General features: G+C 67.9%; 19 protein-coding genes, 3 tRNA genes and 1 pseudogene. 5 read left to right on the top strand and 18 right to left on the bottom strand.

Translation table 11 applies throughout. The features are described 5' to 3' along the window. On the top strand, positions 1-310 hold a 310-nt coding region (locus ACHFFZ_RS04390; protein WP_394275442.1), incomplete at its 5' end, for a hypothetical protein. Between the two features lie 2 nt (positions 311-312). Here ACHFFZ_RS04390 and ACHFFZ_RS04385 read toward each other — a convergent pair. The 5 genes from ACHFFZ_RS04385 to ACHFFZ_RS04365 all read right to left on the bottom strand — a co-directional run bounded on the left by ACHFFZ_RS04385 (position 313) and on the right by ACHFFZ_RS04365 (position 5,934). Then, on the bottom strand, positions 313-1,065 hold the full coding sequence (locus ACHFFZ_RS04385; RefSeq protein ID WP_394275441.1) for a succinate dehydrogenase/fumarate reductase iron-sulfur subunit: 753 nt from the start codon (positions 1,063-1,065) through the stop codon (positions 313-315). After that, positions 1,062-3,032 carry a fumarate reductase/succinate dehydrogenase flavoprotein subunit gene (locus tag ACHFFZ_RS04380; RefSeq protein WP_394275446.1) on the bottom strand — a complete coding sequence of 657 codons (1,971 nt, stop codon included), beginning with the start codon at positions 3,030-3,032 and terminating at the stop codon, positions 1,062-1,064. The genes ACHFFZ_RS04385 and ACHFFZ_RS04380 overlap by 4 nt, the downstream gene beginning before the upstream one ends. 44 nt (positions 3,033-3,076) lie before the next feature. Beyond that, entirely contained in the window at positions 3,077-3,901 is an 825-nt protein-coding gene (locus tag ACHFFZ_RS04375; protein WP_394275440.1) for a succinate dehydrogenase cytochrome b subunit, read from the bottom strand. A 190-nt stretch (positions 3,902-4,091) separates the two neighbouring features. Further along, positions 4,092-4,565, bottom strand: coding sequence for a cupin domain-containing protein (locus tag ACHFFZ_RS04370; RefSeq protein WP_394275439.1), 474 nt, complete (start codon positions 4,563-4,565; stop codon positions 4,092-4,094). A 49-nt stretch (positions 4,566-4,614) separates the two neighbouring features. Beyond that, a complete protein-coding gene (locus ACHFFZ_RS04365; protein ID WP_394275438.1) occupies positions 4,615-5,934 on the bottom strand; it encodes a CitMHS family transporter in 1,320 nt (439 codons plus the stop codon). Positions 5,935-6,175: 241 nt separating this feature from the next. Between ACHFFZ_RS04365 and ACHFFZ_RS04360 the strand changes: the two genes are divergently transcribed. The 3 genes from ACHFFZ_RS04360 (at position 6,176) to ACHFFZ_RS04350 (ending at position 9,049) form a co-directional block, all read left to right on the top strand. Next, positions 6,176-7,369 carry a DUF1727 domain-containing protein gene (locus tag ACHFFZ_RS04360; RefSeq protein ID WP_394275445.1) on the top strand — a complete coding sequence of 398 codons (1,194 nt, stop codon included), beginning with the start codon at positions 6,176-6,178 and terminating at the stop codon, positions 7,367-7,369. Then, positions 7,366-8,100, top strand: coding sequence for a type 1 glutamine amidotransferase (locus ACHFFZ_RS04355; RefSeq protein WP_394275437.1), 735 nt, complete (start codon positions 7,366-7,368; stop codon positions 8,098-8,100). Before ACHFFZ_RS04360 ends, ACHFFZ_RS04355 begins: the two co-directional genes overlap by 4 nt. An 82-nt stretch (positions 8,101-8,182) precedes the next feature. Next, complete coding sequence (locus tag ACHFFZ_RS04350) at positions 8,183-9,049, top strand: aldo/keto reductase (RefSeq protein WP_394275436.1); 867 nt, start codon at positions 8,183-8,185, stop codon at positions 9,047-9,049. Positions 9,050-9,130: 81 nt separating this feature from the next. Here ACHFFZ_RS04350 and ACHFFZ_RS04345 read toward each other — a convergent pair. From ACHFFZ_RS04345 to ACHFFZ_RS04315, 7 genes are all read right to left on the bottom strand, one after another. Beyond that, a tRNA-Lys gene (locus ACHFFZ_RS04345) sits at positions 9,131-9,203 on the bottom strand. 102 nt (positions 9,204-9,305) lie between these two features. Next, positions 9,306-9,381: transfer RNA gene (locus ACHFFZ_RS04340), tRNA-Lys, on the bottom strand. 13 nt (positions 9,382-9,394) lie between these two features. Beyond that, positions 9,395-9,865 (bottom strand): hypothetical protein, encoded by a 471-nt coding sequence (locus tag ACHFFZ_RS04335; protein ID WP_394275435.1) that lies wholly within the window; start codon positions 9,863-9,865, stop codon positions 9,395-9,397. Positions 9,866-10,095: 230 nt separating this feature from the next. Further along, complete coding sequence (locus ACHFFZ_RS04330; RefSeq protein ID WP_394275444.1) at positions 10,096-10,986, bottom strand: carbohydrate ABC transporter permease; 891 nt, start codon at positions 10,984-10,986, stop codon at positions 10,096-10,098. Positions 10,987-11,033: 47 nt separating this feature from the next. Beyond that, positions 11,034-12,116 (bottom strand): carbohydrate ABC transporter permease, encoded by a 1,083-nt coding sequence (locus tag ACHFFZ_RS04325; protein WP_394275434.1) that lies wholly within the window; start codon positions 12,114-12,116, stop codon positions 11,034-11,036. Positions 12,117-12,203: 87 nt separating this feature from the next. Continuing rightward, complete coding sequence (locus ACHFFZ_RS04320; protein ID WP_394275433.1) at positions 12,204-13,520, bottom strand: ABC transporter substrate-binding protein; 1,317 nt, start codon at positions 13,518-13,520, stop codon at positions 12,204-12,206. Positions 13,521-13,864: 344 nt separating this feature from the next. Continuing rightward, on the bottom strand, positions 13,865-14,179 hold the full coding sequence (locus ACHFFZ_RS04315; protein ID WP_394275432.1) for a DUF3618 domain-containing protein: 315 nt from the start codon (positions 14,177-14,179) through the stop codon (positions 13,865-13,867). Positions 14,180-14,318: 139 nt separating this feature from the next. On the opposite strand from ACHFFZ_RS04315, the gene bcp reads away from it, so the two are divergent. Further along, a complete protein-coding gene (gene bcp, locus ACHFFZ_RS04310; protein WP_394275431.1) occupies positions 14,319-14,798 on the top strand; it encodes a thioredoxin-dependent thiol peroxidase in 480 nt (159 codons plus the stop codon). A gap of 81 nt (positions 14,799-14,879) precedes the next feature. Here the strand turns inward: bcp and ACHFFZ_RS04305 are convergent. The 6 genes and pseudogenes from ACHFFZ_RS04305 to rph all read right to left on the bottom strand — a co-directional run. Next, positions 14,880-14,964, bottom strand: a tRNA-Leu gene (locus tag ACHFFZ_RS04305). A 13-nt stretch (positions 14,965-14,977) separates the two neighbouring features. Next, on the bottom strand, positions 14,978-16,333 hold the full coding sequence (locus tag ACHFFZ_RS04300) for a DNA polymerase IV (protein WP_394275430.1): 1,356 nt from the start codon (positions 16,331-16,333) through the stop codon (positions 14,978-14,980). Next, positions 16,330-17,301: a dihydrofolate reductase gene (locus ACHFFZ_RS04295; RefSeq protein ID WP_394275429.1), complete on the bottom strand. Its 972-nt coding sequence runs from the start codon at positions 17,299-17,301 to the stop codon at positions 16,330-16,332. Before ACHFFZ_RS04295 ends, ACHFFZ_RS04300 begins: the two co-directional genes overlap by 4 nt. A 43-nt stretch (positions 17,302-17,344) precedes the next feature. Next, positions 17,345-18,157 carry a thymidylate synthase gene (locus ACHFFZ_RS04290; RefSeq protein WP_394275428.1) on the bottom strand — a complete coding sequence of 271 codons (813 nt, stop codon included), beginning with the start codon at positions 18,155-18,157 and terminating at the stop codon, positions 17,345-17,347. Then, positions 18,157-18,855 carry a non-canonical purine NTP pyrophosphatase gene (locus tag ACHFFZ_RS04285; RefSeq protein ID WP_394275443.1) on the bottom strand — a complete coding sequence of 233 codons (699 nt, stop codon included), beginning with the start codon at positions 18,853-18,855 and terminating at the stop codon, positions 18,157-18,159. The genes ACHFFZ_RS04290 and ACHFFZ_RS04285 overlap by 1 nt, the downstream gene beginning before the upstream one ends. 65 nt (positions 18,856-18,920) lie before the next feature. Then, a pseudogene (gene rph / locus ACHFFZ_RS04280) lies at positions 18,921-19,043 on the bottom strand (ribonuclease PH); the annotation flags it as partial.

The following is a 19,043-nucleotide window of genomic DNA, read 5'->3' as shown; positions in this document are numbered from 1 at the left end:
GGTGATGGTGGTCTACTCGCGTCTGGCCCGGTGGGAACAGCGCCCCTTCCAGGCCACACTGCAACCGGTCTTCATGACGATGGGCCTGCTCTCGGTGCTCGCCAAGACCCTGCTGGGCGCCACCTCCACCGGCACTCCCCCATGGTGGTTCCCCCTGGTGGTCGTGACGACCGTCCTGGTGGGGGTCCGGATCGGTACACGGCTCGCCCGCCGGGTGACGGCCACCCGGGCCCGCCAGCTGGCGCTGCTGCTGGCGAGCCTGGGTGGAGCCACCTCACTGGTGCGCGGACTTCTCAGCCTGACGGGCTGAGCTCAGTCGTCGCTGCCGCGGCGCCAGGCCAGCCTGATCTTCTCGCGGTTGACCGCACCGATGGCTGCCAGCGGGATCCCGGCCGGGCACACGTCCACGCACTCGGCGTAGGTGGAGCAGGGACCGAAGTTGTCCTCCAGTGCGGCCCCCACCTCCCGGGCCCGTTTGGACCGCTCCGCCCGGCCCTGCGGCAGGGTGGCGAAGTGGGTCAGCAAGGCACCGCCGAACAGGTGGGCGGCACCATTGGGGCAGGCCGCGACGCAGGCCCCGCAGCCGATGCAGGCCGCAAAGTCGAGCGCCTTCTCGGCCCGGGCGAAGGTGATCTGCCGGTCCTCCGCATCGGGCGCGGTGCCGGTGTCGACGCTGACATAGCCGCCGCTGGAGACCACCTCATCCAGGGCCGTGCGGTCCACCACGAGGTCCTTCACGACGGGGAAGGCCGCCGAGCGGAAGGGCTCCAGCCGCACGATGTCGCCGTCATTGAAGTTGCGCAGGTGCTGCTGACAGGTAGGCGTGTTGGGCACCGGCCCGTGCGGGCGGTCGTCGACGGTGATGCCGCAGCAGCCACAGATGCCCTCGCGGCAGTCGCTCTCGAAGGCCACAGGCTCCCCGCCGGACTCGACGATCTGGTCGTTGAGCCGGTCGAGCATTTCCGGCATCGACATCTGCGGGGTGGCATCGTCGACCTGGTAGGTGACGAACTTCCCCGGTGCCTGGGATGAGGCCTGGCGCCAGACCTCCAGTGTGATCCTCATTGGTAGTTCCTCTGCTGCAGTGGGACGGCGGTGAAGGACAGGGGCTCGGCGTGGCGCACCGGCATCCCCGGCAGCCCATCGGCACCCGGGGTGTGCTCCCAGGCCGAGACGAAGCACCAGTTCTCGTCATCGCGAAGCGCCTCCCCGTCGGGGGTCTGGTGCTCCACGCGGAAGTGGGCCCCGCACGACTCGTCGCGGTCCAGCGCGTCGAGGCACATCAGCTCGGCGATCTCGAGGTAGTCGGCGACGCGGCCGGCCCGTTCGAGCTCCTGGTTGAGCTCGGCCCCGCTGCCGGGGATGCGCAGGTCGCTCCAGAAGCGTTGCCTGAGCTCGCGCACCTTGCCGATGGCCTCGACCAGGCCCTCCGCGCTGCGGGCCACGCCACAGCCGGTGTAGAGGATCTCCCCCAGCTCGCGGTGGAAGCGGTCGACGCCGGTGGTGCCGCCGATGCCCATGAGGCGGTCGAGGCGCCCGGTGGCCTCGCTGACCGTCTGCTGCACGGCCGGGTCGTCGAGGCCGATCAGTGGTTCGTTGAGGTGCCCGGCGAGGTAGTCGGGGATCGTGTACGGGAGGGTGAACATGCCGTCGACGCAGGCGCTGAGCAGCGAGTTGGCGCCCAGGCGGTTGGCGCCGTGATAGCCCCAGCCCGCCTCCCCGCCGACGAAGAGCCCCTCGATGGAGGTCTGCATGTTGTAGTCGCTCCACAGGCCACCCATGGCGAAGTGCGCGCCGGGAGCGATGCGCATCGGCACCGTGTACGGGTCTTCGTCGGTGGCATCGCGGTACATCTCGAACAGGTTGCCGTAGCGTTCCGCGATGGTCTGCTTGCCCAGCCTGGCAATGGCATCGCGGAAGTCGAGGTAGACGCTGTTGTGCAGCGGCCCGACACCGTGGCCGGACTCGATCTGTTCCCGCGCCGCCCGCGAGGAGATGTCGCGGGGTGCCAGGTTGCCGTAGGCCGGGTACTTGCGTTCCAGGTAGTAGTCGCGCTCCTCCTCGGGGATGTCGTTGGCGGGGCGGTCGTCGCCGGGCTTCTTCGGCACCCAGATGCGACCGTCATTGCGCAGCGACTCGCTCATCAGGGTGGTCTTGGACTGCCACTGGGAGCTCACCGGCAGCGCAGTCGGGTGGAACTGGATGTAGGAGGGCGAGGCGAACAGCGCGCCGCGGCGGTGGGCACGCCAGGCAGCACTCACGTTCGAGTTGTGGGCGAGCGTGGAGTGGAAGAAGGTCTTGCCGTAGCCGCCGGTGGCCAGCACCACCGCGTGGGCGGGCTGCACCTCGATCCGGCCGGTGCGCAGGTCTCGGGCGACCACTCCCCTGACCCTGCCGTCGGTGACCACCAGGTCGAGCACCTCGCGGTGGGTGCGCAGCTTCACGGTGCCGGCCTTCACCTGCCGCTGCACCGATCGCGCAGCCGCGACCTGCAGCTGCTGGCCGGTCTGGCCGCGGGTGTAGTAGGTGCGGCTCACCTGCACGCCACCGAAGGAGCGGGTGCGCAGCTGGCCACCGTACTCGCGGGCGAAGGGCGCCCCGATCGCGTCCATGTGGTCGATGACACGCACCGACTCCTCCGCCAGCCGGAAGACGTCGGCCTCACGGGCTCGGAAGTCGCCGCCCTTGACGGTGTCCTTGACGAAGCGCTCCAGGGAGTCGCCGTCCACCTTGCGGGCGCGGGCGGCATTGATGCCGCCCTGGGCGGCCACCGAGTGGGCCCGGCGTGCCGCGTCGTGGAAGGTGTAGCTGACGACGTTGAAGCCCAGCTCGCCCAGCGCGGCCGCGGCGCCCGAGCCGGCCAGGCCTGTGCCGACCACGACGATGGTGAACTTGCGCCGGTTCAGTGGGCTCACCTGCCGGTAGTGCAACTTGGCGCGGCTCCACGCGGTGGCCGGGTCGCCGTCGGGGGCACGGCCGTCGAGCGGAGTGCTCGCGTGGGGAATTTCGAGCGGGGTGCTCGCGTGGGGAATTTCGAGCGGAGTACTTGCGCGGGGAATGTCGATCTTTGCGGGGCTCACTTCACCACTCCTGTCAGGACGGCGATCGGGATGGTCAGGTTGCCGATGGCCACCACGAGCCCGATCGCGAGGGCAATGGCGCTGGCCTTCTTGACCGCGGCGCGGCCCGGGGCGGCGCCCAGGTCGAGCAGGACGCTCACCAGTCCGTGGGCGAGGTGGGCGCACAGGGCGAGCATCGTCAGGCCGTAGACGAGCGAGACGGGCCAGCGACTGAAGGAGGCCACCACATTGGAGTAGGCGAAGGAGGCCTCCAGCTCCGGGCCGCGGAAGGCATCGGCGGCGACCGGTGCTGTGCCCGTGGTGAGGTCGAGCAGGTGGAAGACGAGGAAGCCGAGCAGGATCAGCCCGGTCAGCGGCATCGAGCTGGCCATCCAGCTGGAGGCTGCCATGCCCTTGCGCCGGGTGGAGCCGCGCGCCGCGCGACCGCGGGTGCGCACCAGCCAGCCGCACCACAGGTGACCTGCCAGGCAGGCCAGCAGGAAGGCGCGCAGGATCCACAGCAGCCCCTCGTGGGGCAGGACGGGGACGAAGGCGGCGCGGAGCCAGTGGGCGTAGCTGTTGAAGTGCTCAGGCCCGGTGTAGATCTTGAGGTTGCCCACCATGTGCACCAGGACGAAGAGGCCGAAGATGACGCCGGTGAGGGCCATCACGACCTTGCAGGTGGCATTGGAGATGCCGCCGGTGTGCCCGGCCGGGCGACGCTGCTCGTCGAGCGGGGCGAGGGACGTGCTCGTGGTGGGACTGCCAGTGGGGGTTTGGATTGTGGTGTCGGCCACCGCTGCCCTGCGTGCGGGCACTGCGGCGGCATCGTGGCTCGGCATTGAGACCTCCTGCTCGTCATCGTCGCCGAACGGTCTCCAGACACCACCGAAGACCCCCGGCGAAGCTTTCAGCCACCGTAACATCGTGTGGTTTTACCATTGTGGGCGGGGTCGACCGAAGGCTCCCACGACGCGACGATGCCGCCCGGCAGGCCGGGCGGCATCGTGGTCAGTGCTTCGTCGGGAGCGCTCAGGCGGTCTCGTCGGAGCGCGACTGTTCGGGCTGGATGCTCCAGCTCGGCGGCTCGTCCTTGCCGGCCTCCTCCTGCGCCTCGGCGTCGGCGAAGTCGGTGTGGACGACTCCGGCCGCGTGGTGCACCGGGGCGTAGATGGCGTAGACCTGCATCGGCTCGTCACCGATGTTGGTGACGTTGTGCCAGGTGCCGGCCGGGACCTGGATGCTCCATCCGTCGCTGACCTCCTGCTCGAAGGTCAACTCGTCCTTCGACGGGCCCATCTGCACCTTGCCCTTGCCCGCGTCGAGTCGCAGGAACTGGTCGGTGTCGTGATGCACCTCGAGGCCGATGTCCTCACCGGGCTTGATGCTCATCAGGGTCACCTGGAGGTACTTGCCGCTCCAGGCCACCGTGCGGTAGTTCTCGTTCTGCCTGGTCTCCGTCTCGATGTCGAAGACATTGGGCTGGGGTCCGTTGTCAGTCACCATGGCCCCACCCTAACCAGCGCCACCGACACTGGCAGGGATTGCGGTCGGATCACAGCGGCACTCCCCCGAAGACGTACATGCTCACCAGGAAGACCAGGAAGGTTCCACAGGCCCACTTGCCCGCCTGCCGCTGCCAGGCGCCCATGTCGACGCCGGTCAGGTTGAGCAGCAGGTAGATGAATCCCACCAGCGGGCTGAGCAGGTGGAAGGCCTGCCCGACGGTGGAGGCGACGCCGATCTCCATCGGGCTGAAGCCGTACTGGGCGCCGGTCTGGGCCAGGATCGGCAGCACGCCCAGGTAGAAGGCGTCATTGCTCAGCAGGAAGGTGCCGGGCGCCGAGACGATGGCGGTCACCAGCGGCCACTGCCCGCCCAGCGCGGAGGGCACCCAGGCGGCCAGCGACTGCCCGATGGCCTGGCTCATGCCCGAGCCGTTGAGCATGCCCATGAAGATGCCGGCGGCCAGCACCATGGTCACCACCTGCAGTGCATTGGCGCCATGGATCTCGATGATCTTCTGCTGGTCCTTCACGTTGTGGTAGTTCAGCACCAGGGCGACCGCGAAGCCGATCTCGAACAGCGCCGCGGCCGGCACCTTCGGCAGGCCGTACATGCCGCCGAAGACGAGCATCACCATCAACACGGCGGTGAGCAGGAAGTTGGGCCACAGCATCCGGGGTCGCTGCAGGTAGTCGTCGTCGTGGGACATGCTGGCGTCCAGATGGGCGATGTCGTCCTCGTCGAGCTCGCGGATGCCCAGGCGCTTGCGCTCCTGGAGCCCGCGGATCACCGAGACGCAGACCACCCAGATGATGGCCAGGAACATGCCGGGCAGGATGCGGCGCAGCAGCTCCCCCTCGTCCACGTTCAGGGCGGCGATGATGCGGGCGGTGGGCCCGCCCCACGGCAGCAGGTTCATCACCGAGTTGGCGAGGATGACGATGACCGCCAGGTCCATCATCTTCAGGCCCAGACGCTTGTAGACCGGGATCATGGCGGAACACACGATCATCGTGGTCGTGCTCCCGTCGCCATCGACACTCACCACCGAGGCAAGGATGGCGGTGCCGACCAGCACCTTGAGGGGATCACCCTTGACGATGCGCAGGATGAAACGGACCAGTGGGTCGAAGAGCCCGGCGGTGATCATCAGGCCGAAGTAGAGGATGGCGAACAGCAGCATCACCGCGGTGGGGGCGACGGCCTTGATGCCGTCGAGGCTGTACGGGCCGATGCGCAGGCCGAAGCCTGCCAGCGTGCCGATGACCAGGGGGACCAGGACCAAGGCCGTGAAGGGAGTGGCCTTCTTCGTCATGATCAGGATCATGAAGACGACCACGATGAGGTAGCCCCAGATTGCAAGCATCATTCGTGTTCTCCTGCGGTGCGACGGCCAGGACTTGACCGGATGCCCCAGAAAACCATGCGGTCAGTCGTCCAGGTGGGCATCTCGGGAAAATCGTGGTGCCACAATGGACCCCATGTCTCGCACGTCTTCCTCACGGCCCGACCTGCGCCTGGGCCTGGCCACCACCGCAGGACGCGCCGCCGCCCTGGCCTCCCGTCTGGCCGGTCGTGGCTCCGGAGCCTCGATCCGGGGCCAGGTGATGATGCGCATCGACCCGCAGGCGCTGGGCAAGTTGCTGGCCGAGCGGCGCATCGCCGCGGTCACCGGCACCAATGGCAAGACCACCACTACACACCTGCTGGCCGCCGCCGTGCGCGCCGGAACCCCCGACGGCCAGCGCCAGGTGGTCACCAATGCCGACGGCGCCAACCTGTACCACGGCGTCGCCTCCGCACTGGCCGAGGCGCCGCAGGCCGGCATCGCCGTCCTGGAGACCGACGAACGGATCGTGCCCCGCATCATCGCGGAGGGCCGCCCCGAGGTGCTGGTGCTGCTGAACTTCAGCCGCGACCAGATGGACCGCAACCACGAGATCAAGAGCCTGGGCCGCGGCTGGCGCGTCGCACTGGAGGCTGCCGGGGCCGACGGGCCCGTGGTCGTCGCCAATGCCTGCGACCCGCTCACCACCTGGGCCGCCGGGACCGCGCGCACGGTGGTCTGGATCGACACCGGCGCGGGATGGACCCAGGACGCCGCGCTGTGCCCGAACTGCGGCGCGGTGCTGCGGCACACGAGCGTCCCTCTCGCTCCAGGGTCGCTCGACCGTGGCCACTGGGACTGCCCCGAGTGCCCCCTCACCCAGCCGGTCGCCGACTACACCGTGCACGGTGACGAGGTCACCGAGGCCGACGGGACCACGTGGACCCTCGACCTGCAGGTGCCCGGCCGGTTCAACCGCGCCAACGCCGCCTGTGCGCTGGCCGCCGCCCGACTGATGGGCATCGAGCCGGAGGTGGCGCTGCGCGGCATGCAGACGGTCACCAGCCCTGCCGGGCGTTATGCCGTGGCCACCTTCGGTGCCGCCTCCGGCCGGCCGGTGAAGGCACGGCTGATGCTGAGCAAGAACCCTGCCGGCTGGGCCGAGAGCCTGCCGCTGGCCGCCACCGACCCCGTCGTGCTGGCCATCGACGCGATCGCCGCCGACGGCAAGGATGTCAGCTGGCTGTGGGACGTCGACTACGAACAGCTGGCCGGCCGCCGGGTCATCTGCACGGGCCCGCGTGCCCTCGACCTGGCCGTGCGCCTGACCTATGGCGGCGTCGGCCACGAGGTGGTGCCCGACCTGTCGGCCGCCATCGCCCGGGCCGGGGAGCTGGCCGGTGAAGACGTCGTGGTCGACGTCCTGAGCACCTACACACCATTCCAGAAGCTGCGCAAGCTGGGAGGCCTCGCATGAGCCCCGCACACACTCCCGTCAAGATCGTTCTGGTCTACCAGAGCCTGCTGGGCATCTACGGCGACCAGGGCAATGCCACCGTGGCCGTGCAGCGGCTGCGGATGCGCGGCATCGAGGCGGAGCTCGTCGTCGTCGAGCCCGGTGATCCGGTGCCTGCCGACGCACAGCTCTACCTGCTCGGTGGCGGCGAGGACATGGCCCAGATCAGCGCACTGAAGGCGATCCGCACCGATGGTGGCCTCGCGAAGGGGCTGCAGGCTGGCGGCGTGCTGCTGGCCGTGTGCGCCGGCTACCAGGTCTGCGGCAACTCCTTCACCGTCGGGGACCGCGACGAGGTGACCGAGGGCCTGGGCCTGCTCGACGTCACCACCCGTCGAGGACCGGTGCGTGCGGTGGGTGAGGTGCTGCACCGCTGGACGCGCCCCGACGGCTCCGAGAGCATCATCACCGGCTTCGAGAACCATGGTGGCCACACCACCCTCGGCAGCGGCGTCACTGCCCTGGCCAGCCTCGAGGTGGGCGTGGGCAATGACGGTGGCGGCACCGAGGGCGCCGTCAGCCCCGACGGCCGCATCATCGGCACCTACCCGCACGGGCCGGTCCTGGCGCGCAATCCCGAGCTCGCCGACCACCTGCTGCAGTTGGCCATCGGGGAGCAGCTCGAGCCGCTGCCCATACCCGAGCTCGACCAGTTGCGCCGCCAGCGCATCGAGCACGCCCGCAGCCTCTGAATCCCTTCGACAGGCTCAGGGATCGTTGGCCGAGCCACCCACATCGTTGGCCGAGCCTGTCGAAGCCACTACGGTCGAGTCCATGAAGACTCGACAGCTCGGCCCCTTCACCGTCAGCGCAATCGGGATGGGGTGCATGCCCCTGAGCATGGCCCGCGACCCGCAGCCCAGCCCGGAGCAGGCGCGCGCCACCATCCACGCGGCGCTGGATGCCGGCATCACCTTCTTCGACACCGCCGACATCTACGCCCCCAGCTGGGACCAGATGGGGCACAACGAGCGCGTGGTGGCCGATGCGCTGCGCGGGATCTCAGGCCGTGACGGCATCGTGGTGGCCACCAAGGGCGGCATCACCCGCGGCGAGGGCGAGACCTGGGGCCGCGACGGCTCCAAGGCCTACCTGCGCAAGGCGCTGGAGGCCTCCCTGCGCGCCCTGGAAGTGGACTGCATCGACCTGTACCAGTGGCACCGCCCCGACCGCTGGAAGGTCTACGGCGAGGTGGTGCAGCACTTCGCCGACTTCCAGAAGGAGGGCCTGGTCAAGGCCATCGGCATCAGCAATGCCAATGTCGAGGAGATCGAGGTGGCCCAGGAGGTCCTCGGCGAGGGCGGGCTGGCGAGTGTCCAGAACGAGTTCTCGCCGCGCTTCCGCAGCTCGGCCGACGAGCTCGCCCACTGCGACGACCACGGCATCAACTTCCTGCCCTGGAGCCCGCTGGGCGGCGCCGGGGGCGACGCGACGGCCGTCGGTGAGCGCTTCGCCGTCTTCGGTGAAGTCGCCCGCGAGCACGGCGTGAGCCCGCAGCAGGTGGTGCTGGCCTGGGAGATGACCAAGAGCAGCAAGCTCATCCCGATCCCCGGTGCGAGCCGTCCCGAGTCGATCACCGACTCGGCCAAGGCCGCCGAGCTTGAACTGACCGAGGACGAGCTGGCGCTGCTGGACCGCTGACGCCCCTGCGGAAGGCCAACCGGCCCGGGAATGAGAAGAAGGCCCCGACCATTCATCGGGGCCTTCTTCTCATTCGTGTTGTACACCGCCAGGGACTCGAACCCTGAACCCGCTGATTAAGAGTCAGCTGCTCTGCCAGTTGAGCTAGCGGTGCGCGCGAGAAGAAACATTACACTTCCTCGCCCCGGACACCAAATCGAAGCCTCGGCGCCCGCACATGCAGAAGACCCCAGCCGCAAGGACTGGGGTCTTCGTGTGGTACACCGCCAGGGACTCGAACCCTGAACCCGCTGATTAAGAGTCAGCTGCTCTGCCAGTTGAGCTAGCGGTGCGCGCGTTGAATCACTATACGCGCCGGTGCTGCGGGGATGCAAATCGTGGGGCGCGGGGCCTGCTGGCCATCGCCAACAGCACTCCCCCTCCCGCCAGCGCAAGGGCCATGACGAGCCAGCCCCATGGCGCCTGCGGTGCGCCGGAGATCCCGTAAGTGTCGGCCAGCGCGATCCCGGGCCCGAAGGAGGAGAACCAGTGCAGTGGCGCGACTCCGGCCAGCAGGACCGCTGCCAGGACGGCCGAGCGGGTCCTCACCAGCAGCGCCGTGGCCAAGCCCAGGTAGACGACCGCGGCGGCGATGACCAGACCCGTATCCAGGGACTGGCCGGCTGCCGCCACCTCGGCCTGAATCTGGCCCAGCGAATGCCCCGGCACCGCGGCCAGGGGATTCAGCACCAGGTTCTGCATCAGCGAGAGCGCCACAGTTACCACCAGCAAGGCATGACCGGCGATGCGGAGCCGCTGGTGCGTGGGAAGGATCATAGGGCCACTGTAGGTGCCACGCCCGGTCGACCCATCCGACCACGGTCCTGCGTCCCTCGCACTCCAGTCTTTGCCCATCCAGGGCCGGAACGCCAAAGGAGCGCCCACCACCGGTGGGCGCCCCTTGACTGGCTGCGGCGATCAGGGCCTGCTGACACTCCACGCCACGAGCGCTGACCTTGGCACGGTCCGGCCCTCCAGAGCTCGGCGGGACAAGGACCGACAACGTGTCACTTCACGCCACCGGCGGTCAGTCCGGCGACGATGCGTCGCTGGAAGAGCAGCACCATGGCGAGCAGCGGAACCGTCACGACGACACCGGCCGCCATGATCGCGCCGTAGGGGATGTTGAAGGCCGAGTCGCCGGTGAAGCCCGCGAGCGAGACGGGCGCGGTCATCTTCTCCTTGCCGGGCAGGAAGGTCATGGCGAACATGTACTCGTTCCAGACGGCGATGAAGGTGAGGATGACCGTCGTGAAGATGCCCGGCGCCGCGAGCGGAAGGATGATCTTGCGGAAGGCGGTGATGGGCGTGCACCCGTCCACCATGGCCGCCTGCTCCAGCTCGACCGGCAGCTGACGGAAGAAGGCCGTCAGGTTCCACACGCACAGCGGCAGACCGAAGGACAGCGACGGGATGATCACCGCCTGGTACTGGTTCATCCAGTCGATCGGCAGCCACGAGTAATTCCCGGTGAACATCTTCAGAAGTGGCACCAGGATCGTGATCGCCGGAAACATCGAGCAGCCAATGATGATGGCCAGCACGAGAGCCTTGCCCTTGAAGCGCAGACGAGCCAGTGCATAGGCGGCGACGATGCCGAACAACAACGTCAGCAGGGTGGTCACGGTCGAGATGAGGATCGAGTTGCCAATGGCGGTGACGAAGTTGTTCTTCGCGTTGAAGACGATCCTGTAGTTCTCCACGGAGACCGGGTTGGGAATGAAATCGGTGCTCAGGCCCATGCTGGGCAGGCGCAGCGAACTGATCACCATCCACAGGAAGGGCAGGATGCAGTAGATGATGATCATCGCGATGCCGAGCAGCGAGGCGATGCCGCCGGCCACGTCCTTGCCCGATCGGGTGGGCTTGTTGAGACTCTCAAGCTCCTGCTTGCTCATCCGCTCCGGCCCGGCCGGAACCGCAGTGCTCATCGATGCCTGCTGGGTCATGCTGCACTCTCCCCGCTGGTGATGGTCTTCTGGGCGGCCTTGGTGCGGTTGACCTGCTGCTTGTGCAGCTTGCGCAACCGCCGACGCTGCTCACTACGGGCACGGGACTCGTCGTCCCCCACCACGTCGGCACCCAGGAACTTGATGAACAGGAAGGCGACCAGGACGATCAACAGGAAGAGCAGGATCGAGTAGGCGGCGGCCGCTCCATAGCGCTGGCTGATGGCCTCGTTGTAGGCGAACATGCTCAGCGTCTCGACCGAGTACTTGTTGGGGCCGATCAGGCCGTACGGGAGGTCGAACATGCGCATGGTGTCGAGGGTGCGGAAGAGCACCGCGACCACCAGGGCCGGCTTCACCATCGGCAGGGTAATGTGGACGAAGCGTTGCCAGACGGTCGCACCGTCCACCTTGGCCGCCTCGTACACCTCGGCCGGGATGGTCTGCAGCCCCGCCAGGGTCAGTAGGCCGATGAAGGGCGCGGTCTTCCACACGTCCGCCATGATCACGGCCATCTGCGAGGCCGCGGAGTCACCGAGCCACAACACCTGGTCGCCGATGATCCTGTTCATCACGCCATTGGACTGGAAGATCACGAACCAGAGCTTGGCCGAGACGATCGTGGGGATCGCCCACGGCACCAGGATGGCGGCACGTACCAGGCCCGTGCCCTTGAAGGCACGCGCCATGATGAGAGCCATCGCCACACCGAGGACGGTCTCGATCAGGACACAGACCACGGTGAAGAACATGTTGTTGACGAAGGCATTCAACAGTCGCGGAAGGGACCCGAAGACCCCCTCGACGGCGGTGCTCTTCGAGGTCAGTGCCGTCAGGTAGTTCTCCAGACCGACGAACTTGGTCCCGGTGTCGGCCATGCCGGTGACCGGGTCGATTCCGTTGCTGGTCTTGTAGAAGGACTCGATCACGCTGAGCACGATCGGGATGCCGACCACGAACAGGATCACGGCCAGGGTGGGGGCGGTGAGGAGCCAGGCAAGGGCACCCTGCCCGTCACTCAACGCATTCTTGCGGGGCTTGCGACCGGCCGCGCCGGGATTGTCGACAGCGATGGCCATCGGGTTCCCTCCTTTGGGAGTGGGTCGACCGGCACCGTGTCCGGCACGGACGCGAAGGTCCGTGCCGGACACGGTGCTGCCGCGGGCTCAGGCCTTGGTCAGCTCGGTGAGCTTGGTCTGCAGGCCGTCGAAGGTGGCCTTGGGATCCTTGCCGGCGATGGCATTGGACGAGGCATCCTGGATCGCCTGGGTCACGTCGTTGTAGGCGACGGCCTTGGGCCGGGCCTGTGCCGTGGCGATGGACTCCTTGAGCACCGGCAGGTAGGGCAGCTGCTTGACCAGCTCTGGGTCGGAGTACAGCGACTCACGGGTGGGGGCCAGGGTGGCCTTCTGGGCCGCCGTCTTCTGCTGCGCCTCCTCGCCGTACCACAGGATGAAGTCCTTGGCCGTGCCCAGGTTCTTCGCGGTCTTGCTGATGGCCAGGTTGTGGCCGCCCAGGGTCGAGACGCCGGGGCCGTCGAGTCCGGGGAGCGGAGCAATGCCGAACTTGCCGTTGACCTTCGAGCTGCCGTCCTTGGCATCGATCAACGAGTAGATGTAAGGCCACTGACGCAGGAAGACGAGCTTGCCCTGCTGGAAGACCTCGCGGGAGGGCTCTTCCATCCAGGTGGTGGCAGCCTTCGGGATGGTGCCGTCCTTGAAGCTGTCCTGCAGCCACTGGACACCCTTGAGCGAGGCCTCCGAGTTCACCTGGGGCTTGCCGTCCTTGTCCAGGAACTGGCCGCCGGCAGAGTTGACGATCTCGGTGATGTTGCAGGTCAGCCCCTCGTACTTCTGGAACTGGCCGCCGTAGCAGTCGAGCGACTTGCCCTCGGGCAGCGACTTCACCTTGGTGCAGGCAGCCTTCATGTCAGCCCAGGTCTTCGGGGCCTCCTTCACACCGGCCTTGTCGAGCAGATCCTTGCGGTAGTAGAGCATGGCGCCGTCGGAGCTGGTCGGGTAGGCGTAGAGCTTGTTGAAGTAGGTGGCGCCGTCAACGGCGGGCTTCAGCATTCCCTCGGTGGAGAACTTGTCGGCAGGAAGCTCGTGCACCCACTGCTTGGCGGCGAACTCGGCGGTCCACACGATGTCGAGGTAGAGCACGTCGTAGTTGGAGGCGCCCTTGGTGTTGGCATTGTCGACCATCTTCTGGCGCTGTTCGTCGGCCGAGGCCGAGAGCTGGACGAAGGTGACCTTCTCGTCGGGGTGCTTGGCATTCCACTTGTCCAGCAGGGGCTGGACCAGGTTGTTGTTGTCCTTGCCCTGCACGAATGTGATGGGGCCACGCTGGTCCCAGTTCAGGGCCGCACCGGCATCGGCCGAGTCCTTGGAGTCCCCGCCTCCCCCACAGGCTGCGGTGGTCAGGACGGCGACGACGGACAGGCCTGCGGCTGCGAGGCGCTGGGTCTTGGTGGTCGATGACATAGGACGTTCCCTCACTTCGTTGTGTGGCCCCAATCGGACTGGGACTTGCGGAGCAATATAACCACCGGAGTCCGCCCCGGAAGACCCTGTCCGAAACTTCTTCAGCATTGTTACCAAGCTGATTCCAAATCAAACCAAAGATATCCGGACATTTCCGTGAAAGCACTAGTGAGAGCGATCTGTTTCGATCCAAATCATCACGATGCCAAGAGACCTCCCGTCTCCGCCCGGCAGACCCGCCGAACATCGGTTGGCCCCGACCGACGACCCACCACGAACAGAAGGGGGAGGGCTGCAGAGCAGCTCTCCCCCTTCACCACTGCCCTTTCGGCAGCCCGCCTGCGTCAGCGCTTGCTGACCTTGCGCGCGATGGCGCGCAAGGTCAGGACCGCGACCAGCGCGGCACCGGCGACGGCACCGGCCAGCGTCAGGCGATCGGTGCGCCAGCCGTCCTCATCCTTGATCTGGCTCTTGGCGTGCTCCGCCTCGGCCATGGCGAAGGCCTTGACATCGTCGACGGTGCGCTGCTTGACGGCCTTGGGGTGCACCTCGGTGACCAGCCCCTCGACATTGGCCGACATCCGAGCACGTGCCGCGGCGATGTCGGCGCGGATCTGCTGGGCCGAGCGGTTGTCCTTCTGCTTCTTCTTGTCAGCCATCGTCTCTCCTCCTGGCGTGGGCGGCGGCAGGCCTCCCGGCCCGACGTACCTGACCAGCCTATGCCCACCAGCAGCGTCGCGGCCACGTGAGGTGGACGACGGATGTGCGCTGAACGCGAACCCGGCTAGCATCATGGTCATGTCAGAGCGCCTCCAGGCGGGCTCTCCCGCCCCCGAATTCAGCCTCCCCGATGCCGACGAGAAGGTCATCAGCCTCTCCGACTTCGGCGGTCGCAAGGTGATCGTCTACTTCTACCCCGCGGCGATGACGCCCGGGTGCACCGTGCAGGCCGTCGACTTCACGGCCTCGCTCGACGAGATCGCCGCCGCCGGCTACACCGTCATCGGCATCAGCCCCGACACCCCCGCCAAGCTGGCCAGGTTCCGCGAGAAGGAGCAGCTCTCAGTGACCCTGCTGGCCGACCCGGAGCGCACCGCGCTGAACGCCTATGCCGCCTTTGGCACCAAGAAGCTCTACGGCAAGGAGATCGAGGGCGTCATCCGCTCCACCTTCGTCGTCGATGTCGACGCGGACGGACAAGGCACCATCGAGGTGGCCCAGTACAACGTCAAGGCCACCGGCCACGTCGCCAGGCTGCGCCGGGAGCTGGGCATCTGAGCACCATTCACGACACAGTGTGGGCCTTTTGATCCGATGACGGATCAAAAGGCCCTCACTTCGTGTCTGGGGTGTCGTGTCTGGTGCCGAAGAAGGGACTTGAACCCTCACGCCCGAAGGCACAGGAACCTAAATCCTGCGTGTCTGCCAATTCCACCACTTCGGCCAGGGCTGCAAGTCTAGGGCACGGTCCCGGGCTGCTCCCACCGCATCGGCAGGGGCCCGTCGGGGCGGGTGAGCTGCTCTTCGTCGGCCCGGAAGGTGCGGACCGGCCCGACTCCGGTGTGGCGGGTCTCGAAGCGCACGGTCACCCGCCCAAGGCCCGACCCCCAGACCCAGCCACGCCCCATTTCGGGGTGCAGCACCTCGCTTCCGGGGCTCCACTCGCCACCCCTTCTGCGGCGCTCCGGGGGCGCGTCGTAGCTGGTGCTGGTCTGGTCGACCAGCCTGACCTGCTCGCCGTCGATGGAGAACAGCTCCTCCTGGGCCGCCTGGGTGAAGTTGGCCACGCCGATGCCCAGCAGCCGGATCCCCTCCCGCACGTCCAGCGCGGCCAGCAGCTCCCGGGCCACCTGGGCGATCCGCTCGGTGTTGTCGGTGGCGCCCTCCAGCGTGCGTGAGCGCGTCCACGTGGTGAAGTCGGCCAGCCGCAGCTTGAGCGTGATGGTGCGAGCGAACTGGCCCGAGCGACGCAGCCGGTCCGCGACGATCGCCGCATCCCTGGTGGCGATGGCCTCCAGCTCGGCACGGTCGGTCAGGTCGCGCTCGAAGGTGTCCTCCACCGAGATCGACTTGGCCTCCCGATGGGCGCTGACGGCACGGTCGTCGCGGGCAAAGGCCAGCTCGTGCAGCGAGGTCCCCCAGCTGCGCCCCACCTCACGCACCAGTTCGGTGAGCTCCGCCTTCTGCAGGTCGGCCACCGTCCGGATTCCCAGACGCTCCAGCTTCTCCATGGTCGCGGGCCCCACCCCCGGCACGGCACGAGCCGGCAGCGGACGGATCGTGGCCACCTCCGTACCGGGCTCCACCACGACCAGACCATTGGGCTTGGCCATCTCACTGCCCACCTTGGCGATGAACTTGCTCGACCCGATCCCGACGCTGGCGGTCAACCCCTCGGTGCGCTCGTACAGGTCAGCACGCAGACGCTCCCCCAGCGCCCGCAGACTCTCGGTGCTGGTGCAGTCATGCCCGCCCGCCTCCAGGTCCACGAAGGCCTCATCGATGCTCAGCGGCTCCACCAACGGCGAGAGCTCGTGCAGCAGCTGCATGACGATCCGGCTCGACTGGCGGTAGGCGTCGAAACGGCCCCCGAGCACCGCGGCATGGGGTGCCCGGCGTCGTGCCTCGTGCATGGGCATGGCCGACCGGGCCCCGAAGACTCGGGCCTCGTAGCTGGCCGTCGAGACCACGCCCCGCCCCCCGGTGCCGCCGACGATCACGGCCTTGCCCCGCAGGGAGGGCTTGTCCCGCTGCTCGACCGCCGCGAAGAAGGCGTCGAGGTCGAGGTGCAGGATCGAGGCGGTGGGTTTCACGCGAGGTCGGCGACCTTCGCCGACCACACCTGAAGCGGACCGCGCTCGTCGTCGGACTCGGCGGTCAGGACGAGCCCCAGCTTCTCGGCGACCGCGATCGCCGCCGCATTGCCTGGACGCAAGGCAGCACGCAGTTCGGCGTCGGGATCGACCACCTTCAGCGAGCGCACCGCGGCCTGGGCCAACTCCAAGGCATAGCCCTGGCTGCGCGAGGCCTCCTCGAAGCGGTAGTAGAGGCCCCAGACCCCCTCGGGCAGTTCCTTGTTACGACGCACCCCGCCCACACCGATCGGACGGTCATGCAGGCTGTCCTTGACCAGCCAGTAGCCCAGTCCGTCATTGAGCCAGTGCTGCACATTGGCCTCGATGCCCACCCGGTGGCGCTCGATCGGCACCTCGGGCAGGTCGGGGGCGGTGTAGAGCCGCACCCAGTCGTCGAGGTCCTCGGGACCGACCGGAACCAGGGTGAGCCGCTCGGTGGTGCTGATCGGGAAGAGTCGGGTGAAGTCGAACCCGCCGCGTGGTTCGCGCATCAGCAGCTGCCACTCGTCGGGGTCCACCTCGGGGAAGAGGACCGATCCCGGCGCCTCGTCGTGGACCTGGGTGATGTCGAGCTCGGTCAGGAACTCCCAGGTGTTCTCGTATACCTGGCCGCCGCCGCAGACGAAGCACACGTCGTCCAGCGACTCGGCCAGCTCCAGGGCCAGCTCCACCGATCCGACGGCGAAGCTCGGGGCGTCCTCACGGTCGCTGAGCTCCACCTGCTCCGGGTCACGGCTCACCACGATCGTGGTGCGACCCGGCAGGTAGCGCCCGATCGCCTCATGGGTGTGGCGGCCCATGATGATCGGGTGGCCCAGGGTGGTGGCCTTGAACCTCTCCCAGTCCTCCCGGAACTTGAAGGGCTGGTCGTGACCGTCCCCGATCACACCGTTGCGCCCGACGACGGCGATGGCGATGACGCGCATTGTGCTCTCCTCCCAGTGCTTCCATGGTCCCACGACAGCGTTCTCACACGGCGATCGGTGCCTTGATCGCAGGGTGGGGGTCATAGTCGGTGATCTCGATGTCCGAGAGCTCGAAGCGGTCGATCTCGGTCACCTCCGGATTCAGCCGCAGCCTCGGCAGCGGCCGCGGCTCGCGGGTCAGCTGCAGCCGGGCCTGCTCCCTGTGGTTCGAGTACAGGTGCGCATCCCCGAAGGTGTGCACGAAGTCGCCGACGTCCAGGTCGCAGACCTGCGCCACCAGGTGGGTCAGCAGCGCATAGCTGGCGATGTTGAAGGGCACGCCCAGGAAGAGGTCGGCGCTGCGCTGGTAGAGCTGGCAGGAAAGCCTGCCCCGCCCCCCGCCGATCCCGGGGGCGACGTAGAACTGGAACATCGCGTGGCACGGCGGCAGGGCCATCGAGTCCACGTCGGCCACATTCCAGGCGCTGACGATGTGGCGACGCGAATCCGGGTTGCGCTTGATGGAGTCGATGACCTTGGCGATCTGGTCGACGTGCTCACCCGAGGGCGTGGGCCAGCTGCGCCACTGGTAGCCGTAGACCGGGCCCAGGTCACCGTTCTCGTCGGCCCACTCGTCCCAGATGGAGATCTTGTTCTCGTGCAGCCAGCCGATGTTGGTGTCGCCGCGCAGGAACCACAGCAGCTCCCCGAAGATGCTGCGGGTGTGCAGCTTCTTGGTGGTCAGCAGTGGGAAGCCGTCGGCCAGGTCGAAGCGCATCTGGTGCCCGAAGACACTGCGCGTCCCGGTGCCGGTGCGGTCGGACTTGTCGACGCCCTCGTCCAGGACGCGGGTGAGCAGGTCGAGGTACTGCTGCATCAGTCCTCCTGGCCCTCGTCGGGCGCGTCCTGCCCGTTCGACTCGGGCCGTCCCACACCCTCCTCGGGCATCTTGAGCCCGAGCAGGCCTGCGACCATCGGGGTGATCGCCTCGATGGCCTGGCCCCGGTGCGAGATCCGGTTCTTGTGCTCCGGCTCGAGTTCGGCGCTGGACAGGCGACGCCCGTCCACCTCGGGGGCGTCGTCGGGGATGAACAGCGGATCGTAGCCGAATCCAAAGCTGCCGTGGCGCTCGGTGTCCAGCATGCCCGGCCATTCGCGACGCACGGTCTCGGCGCGGCTCATGCCGCCCTTCCCGTCGGGGACCACGATGGCGATGGCGCAGACGAAGCGGGCCTGGCGCTGGTCCGCGGGGACGTCGTCCACCTGGGCCAGCAGCAGGTCGTTGTTGGCCTCGTCGTCGCAGGCCGGCCCGGCCCAGCGGGCCGAGCGCACGCCGGGGCAGCCGTTGAGGACGTCGACCTCGATTCCCGAGTCGTCGGCCAGGGCCGGCAGCCCGGTGCGCAGGGCACACTCGCGGGCCTTGACCAGGGCATTGCCCTCGAAGCTCTGCTCGGTCTCGGCGGGGGCCTCGTAGTGCTCCACGTCGGAGAGCCCCAGCACGTCGACGGGCAGGTCGGCGGCCTCCAGGGCAGCCCGGAGTTCGACGAGCTTCTTGGCATTGTTGGTGGCCAGCACCACCTTCTGGCGCTCGGTTTCCCGGCACCCGCTCTCCTGCGGCTGGTTCGCCGCGTCGTGCTCGCTCACTGGGCCAGCGCCTCTTCCTGGAGTGCCTTGAGCTCGCTGCAGCCCTTGAGACCCAGGTCGAGCAGGGCATCGAGGGTGGCGCGGTCGAAGGGGACACCCTCGGCGGTGCCCTGCACCTC

Origin of the sequence: Luteococcus sp. (assembly GCF_043424415.1) — a bacterium.
Taxonomy (GTDB): Bacteria; Actinomycetota; Actinomycetes; order Propionibacteriales; family Propionibacteriaceae; genus Luteococcus.
Note: the sequence above shows the minus strand (reverse complement) of the source record. Positions and strands in the feature narration are given on the sequence as shown.

Bases quoted from the DNA above. Each gene is read 5' to 3' on its own strand.
- ACHFFZ_RS04325 (WP_394275434.1), bottom strand. From the start codon at position 12,116: ATGGCCATCGCTGTCGACAATCCCGGCGCGGCCGGTCGCAAGCCCCGC.
- ACHFFZ_RS04355 (WP_394275437.1), top strand. From the start codon at position 7,366: ATGAGCCCCGCACACACTCCCGTCAAGATCGTTCTGGTCTACCAGAGC.
- ACHFFZ_RS04315 (WP_394275432.1), bottom strand. From the start codon at position 14,179: ATGGCTGACAAGAAGAAGCAGAAGGACAACCGCTCGGCCCAGCAGATC.
- ACHFFZ_RS04295 (WP_394275429.1), bottom strand. From the start codon at position 17,301: ATGCGCGTCATCGCCATCGCCGTCGTCGGGCGCAACGGTGTGATCGGG.
- ACHFFZ_RS04290 (WP_394275428.1), bottom strand. From the start codon at position 18,157: ATGCAGCAGTACCTCGACCTGCTCACCCGCGTCCTGGACGAGGGCGTC.
- ACHFFZ_RS04370 (WP_394275439.1), bottom strand. From the start codon at position 4,565: ATGGTGACTGACAACGGACCCCAGCCCAATGTCTTCGACATCGAGACG.
- ACHFFZ_RS04375 (WP_394275440.1), bottom strand. From the start codon at position 3,901: ATGCCGAGCCACGATGCCGCCGCAGTGCCCGCACGCAGGGCAGCGGTG.
- ACHFFZ_RS04330 (WP_394275444.1), bottom strand. From the start codon at position 10,986: ATGAGCAAGCAGGAGCTTGAGAGTCTCAACAAGCCCACCCGATCGGGC.
- ACHFFZ_RS04335 (WP_394275435.1), bottom strand. From the start codon at position 9,865: ATGATCCTTCCCACGCACCAGCGGCTCCGCATCGCCGGTCATGCCTTG.
- bcp (WP_394275431.1), top strand. From the start codon at position 14,319: ATGTCAGAGCGCCTCCAGGCGGGCTCTCCCGCCCCCGAATTCAGCCTC.
- ACHFFZ_RS04385 (WP_394275441.1), bottom strand. From the start codon at position 1,065: ATGAGGATCACACTGGAGGTCTGGCGCCAGGCCTCATCCCAGGCACCG.
- ACHFFZ_RS04320 (WP_394275433.1), bottom strand. From the start codon at position 13,520: ATGTCATCGACCACCAAGACCCAGCGCCTCGCAGCCGCAGGCCTGTCC.
- ACHFFZ_RS04365 (WP_394275438.1), bottom strand. From the start codon at position 5,934: ATGATGCTTGCAATCTGGGGCTACCTCATCGTGGTCGTCTTCATGATC.
- ACHFFZ_RS04350 (WP_394275436.1), top strand. From the start codon at position 8,183: ATGAAGACTCGACAGCTCGGCCCCTTCACCGTCAGCGCAATCGGGATG.
- ACHFFZ_RS04360 (WP_394275445.1), top strand. From the start codon at position 6,176: ATGCGCATCGACCCGCAGGCGCTGGGCAAGTTGCTGGCCGAGCGGCGC.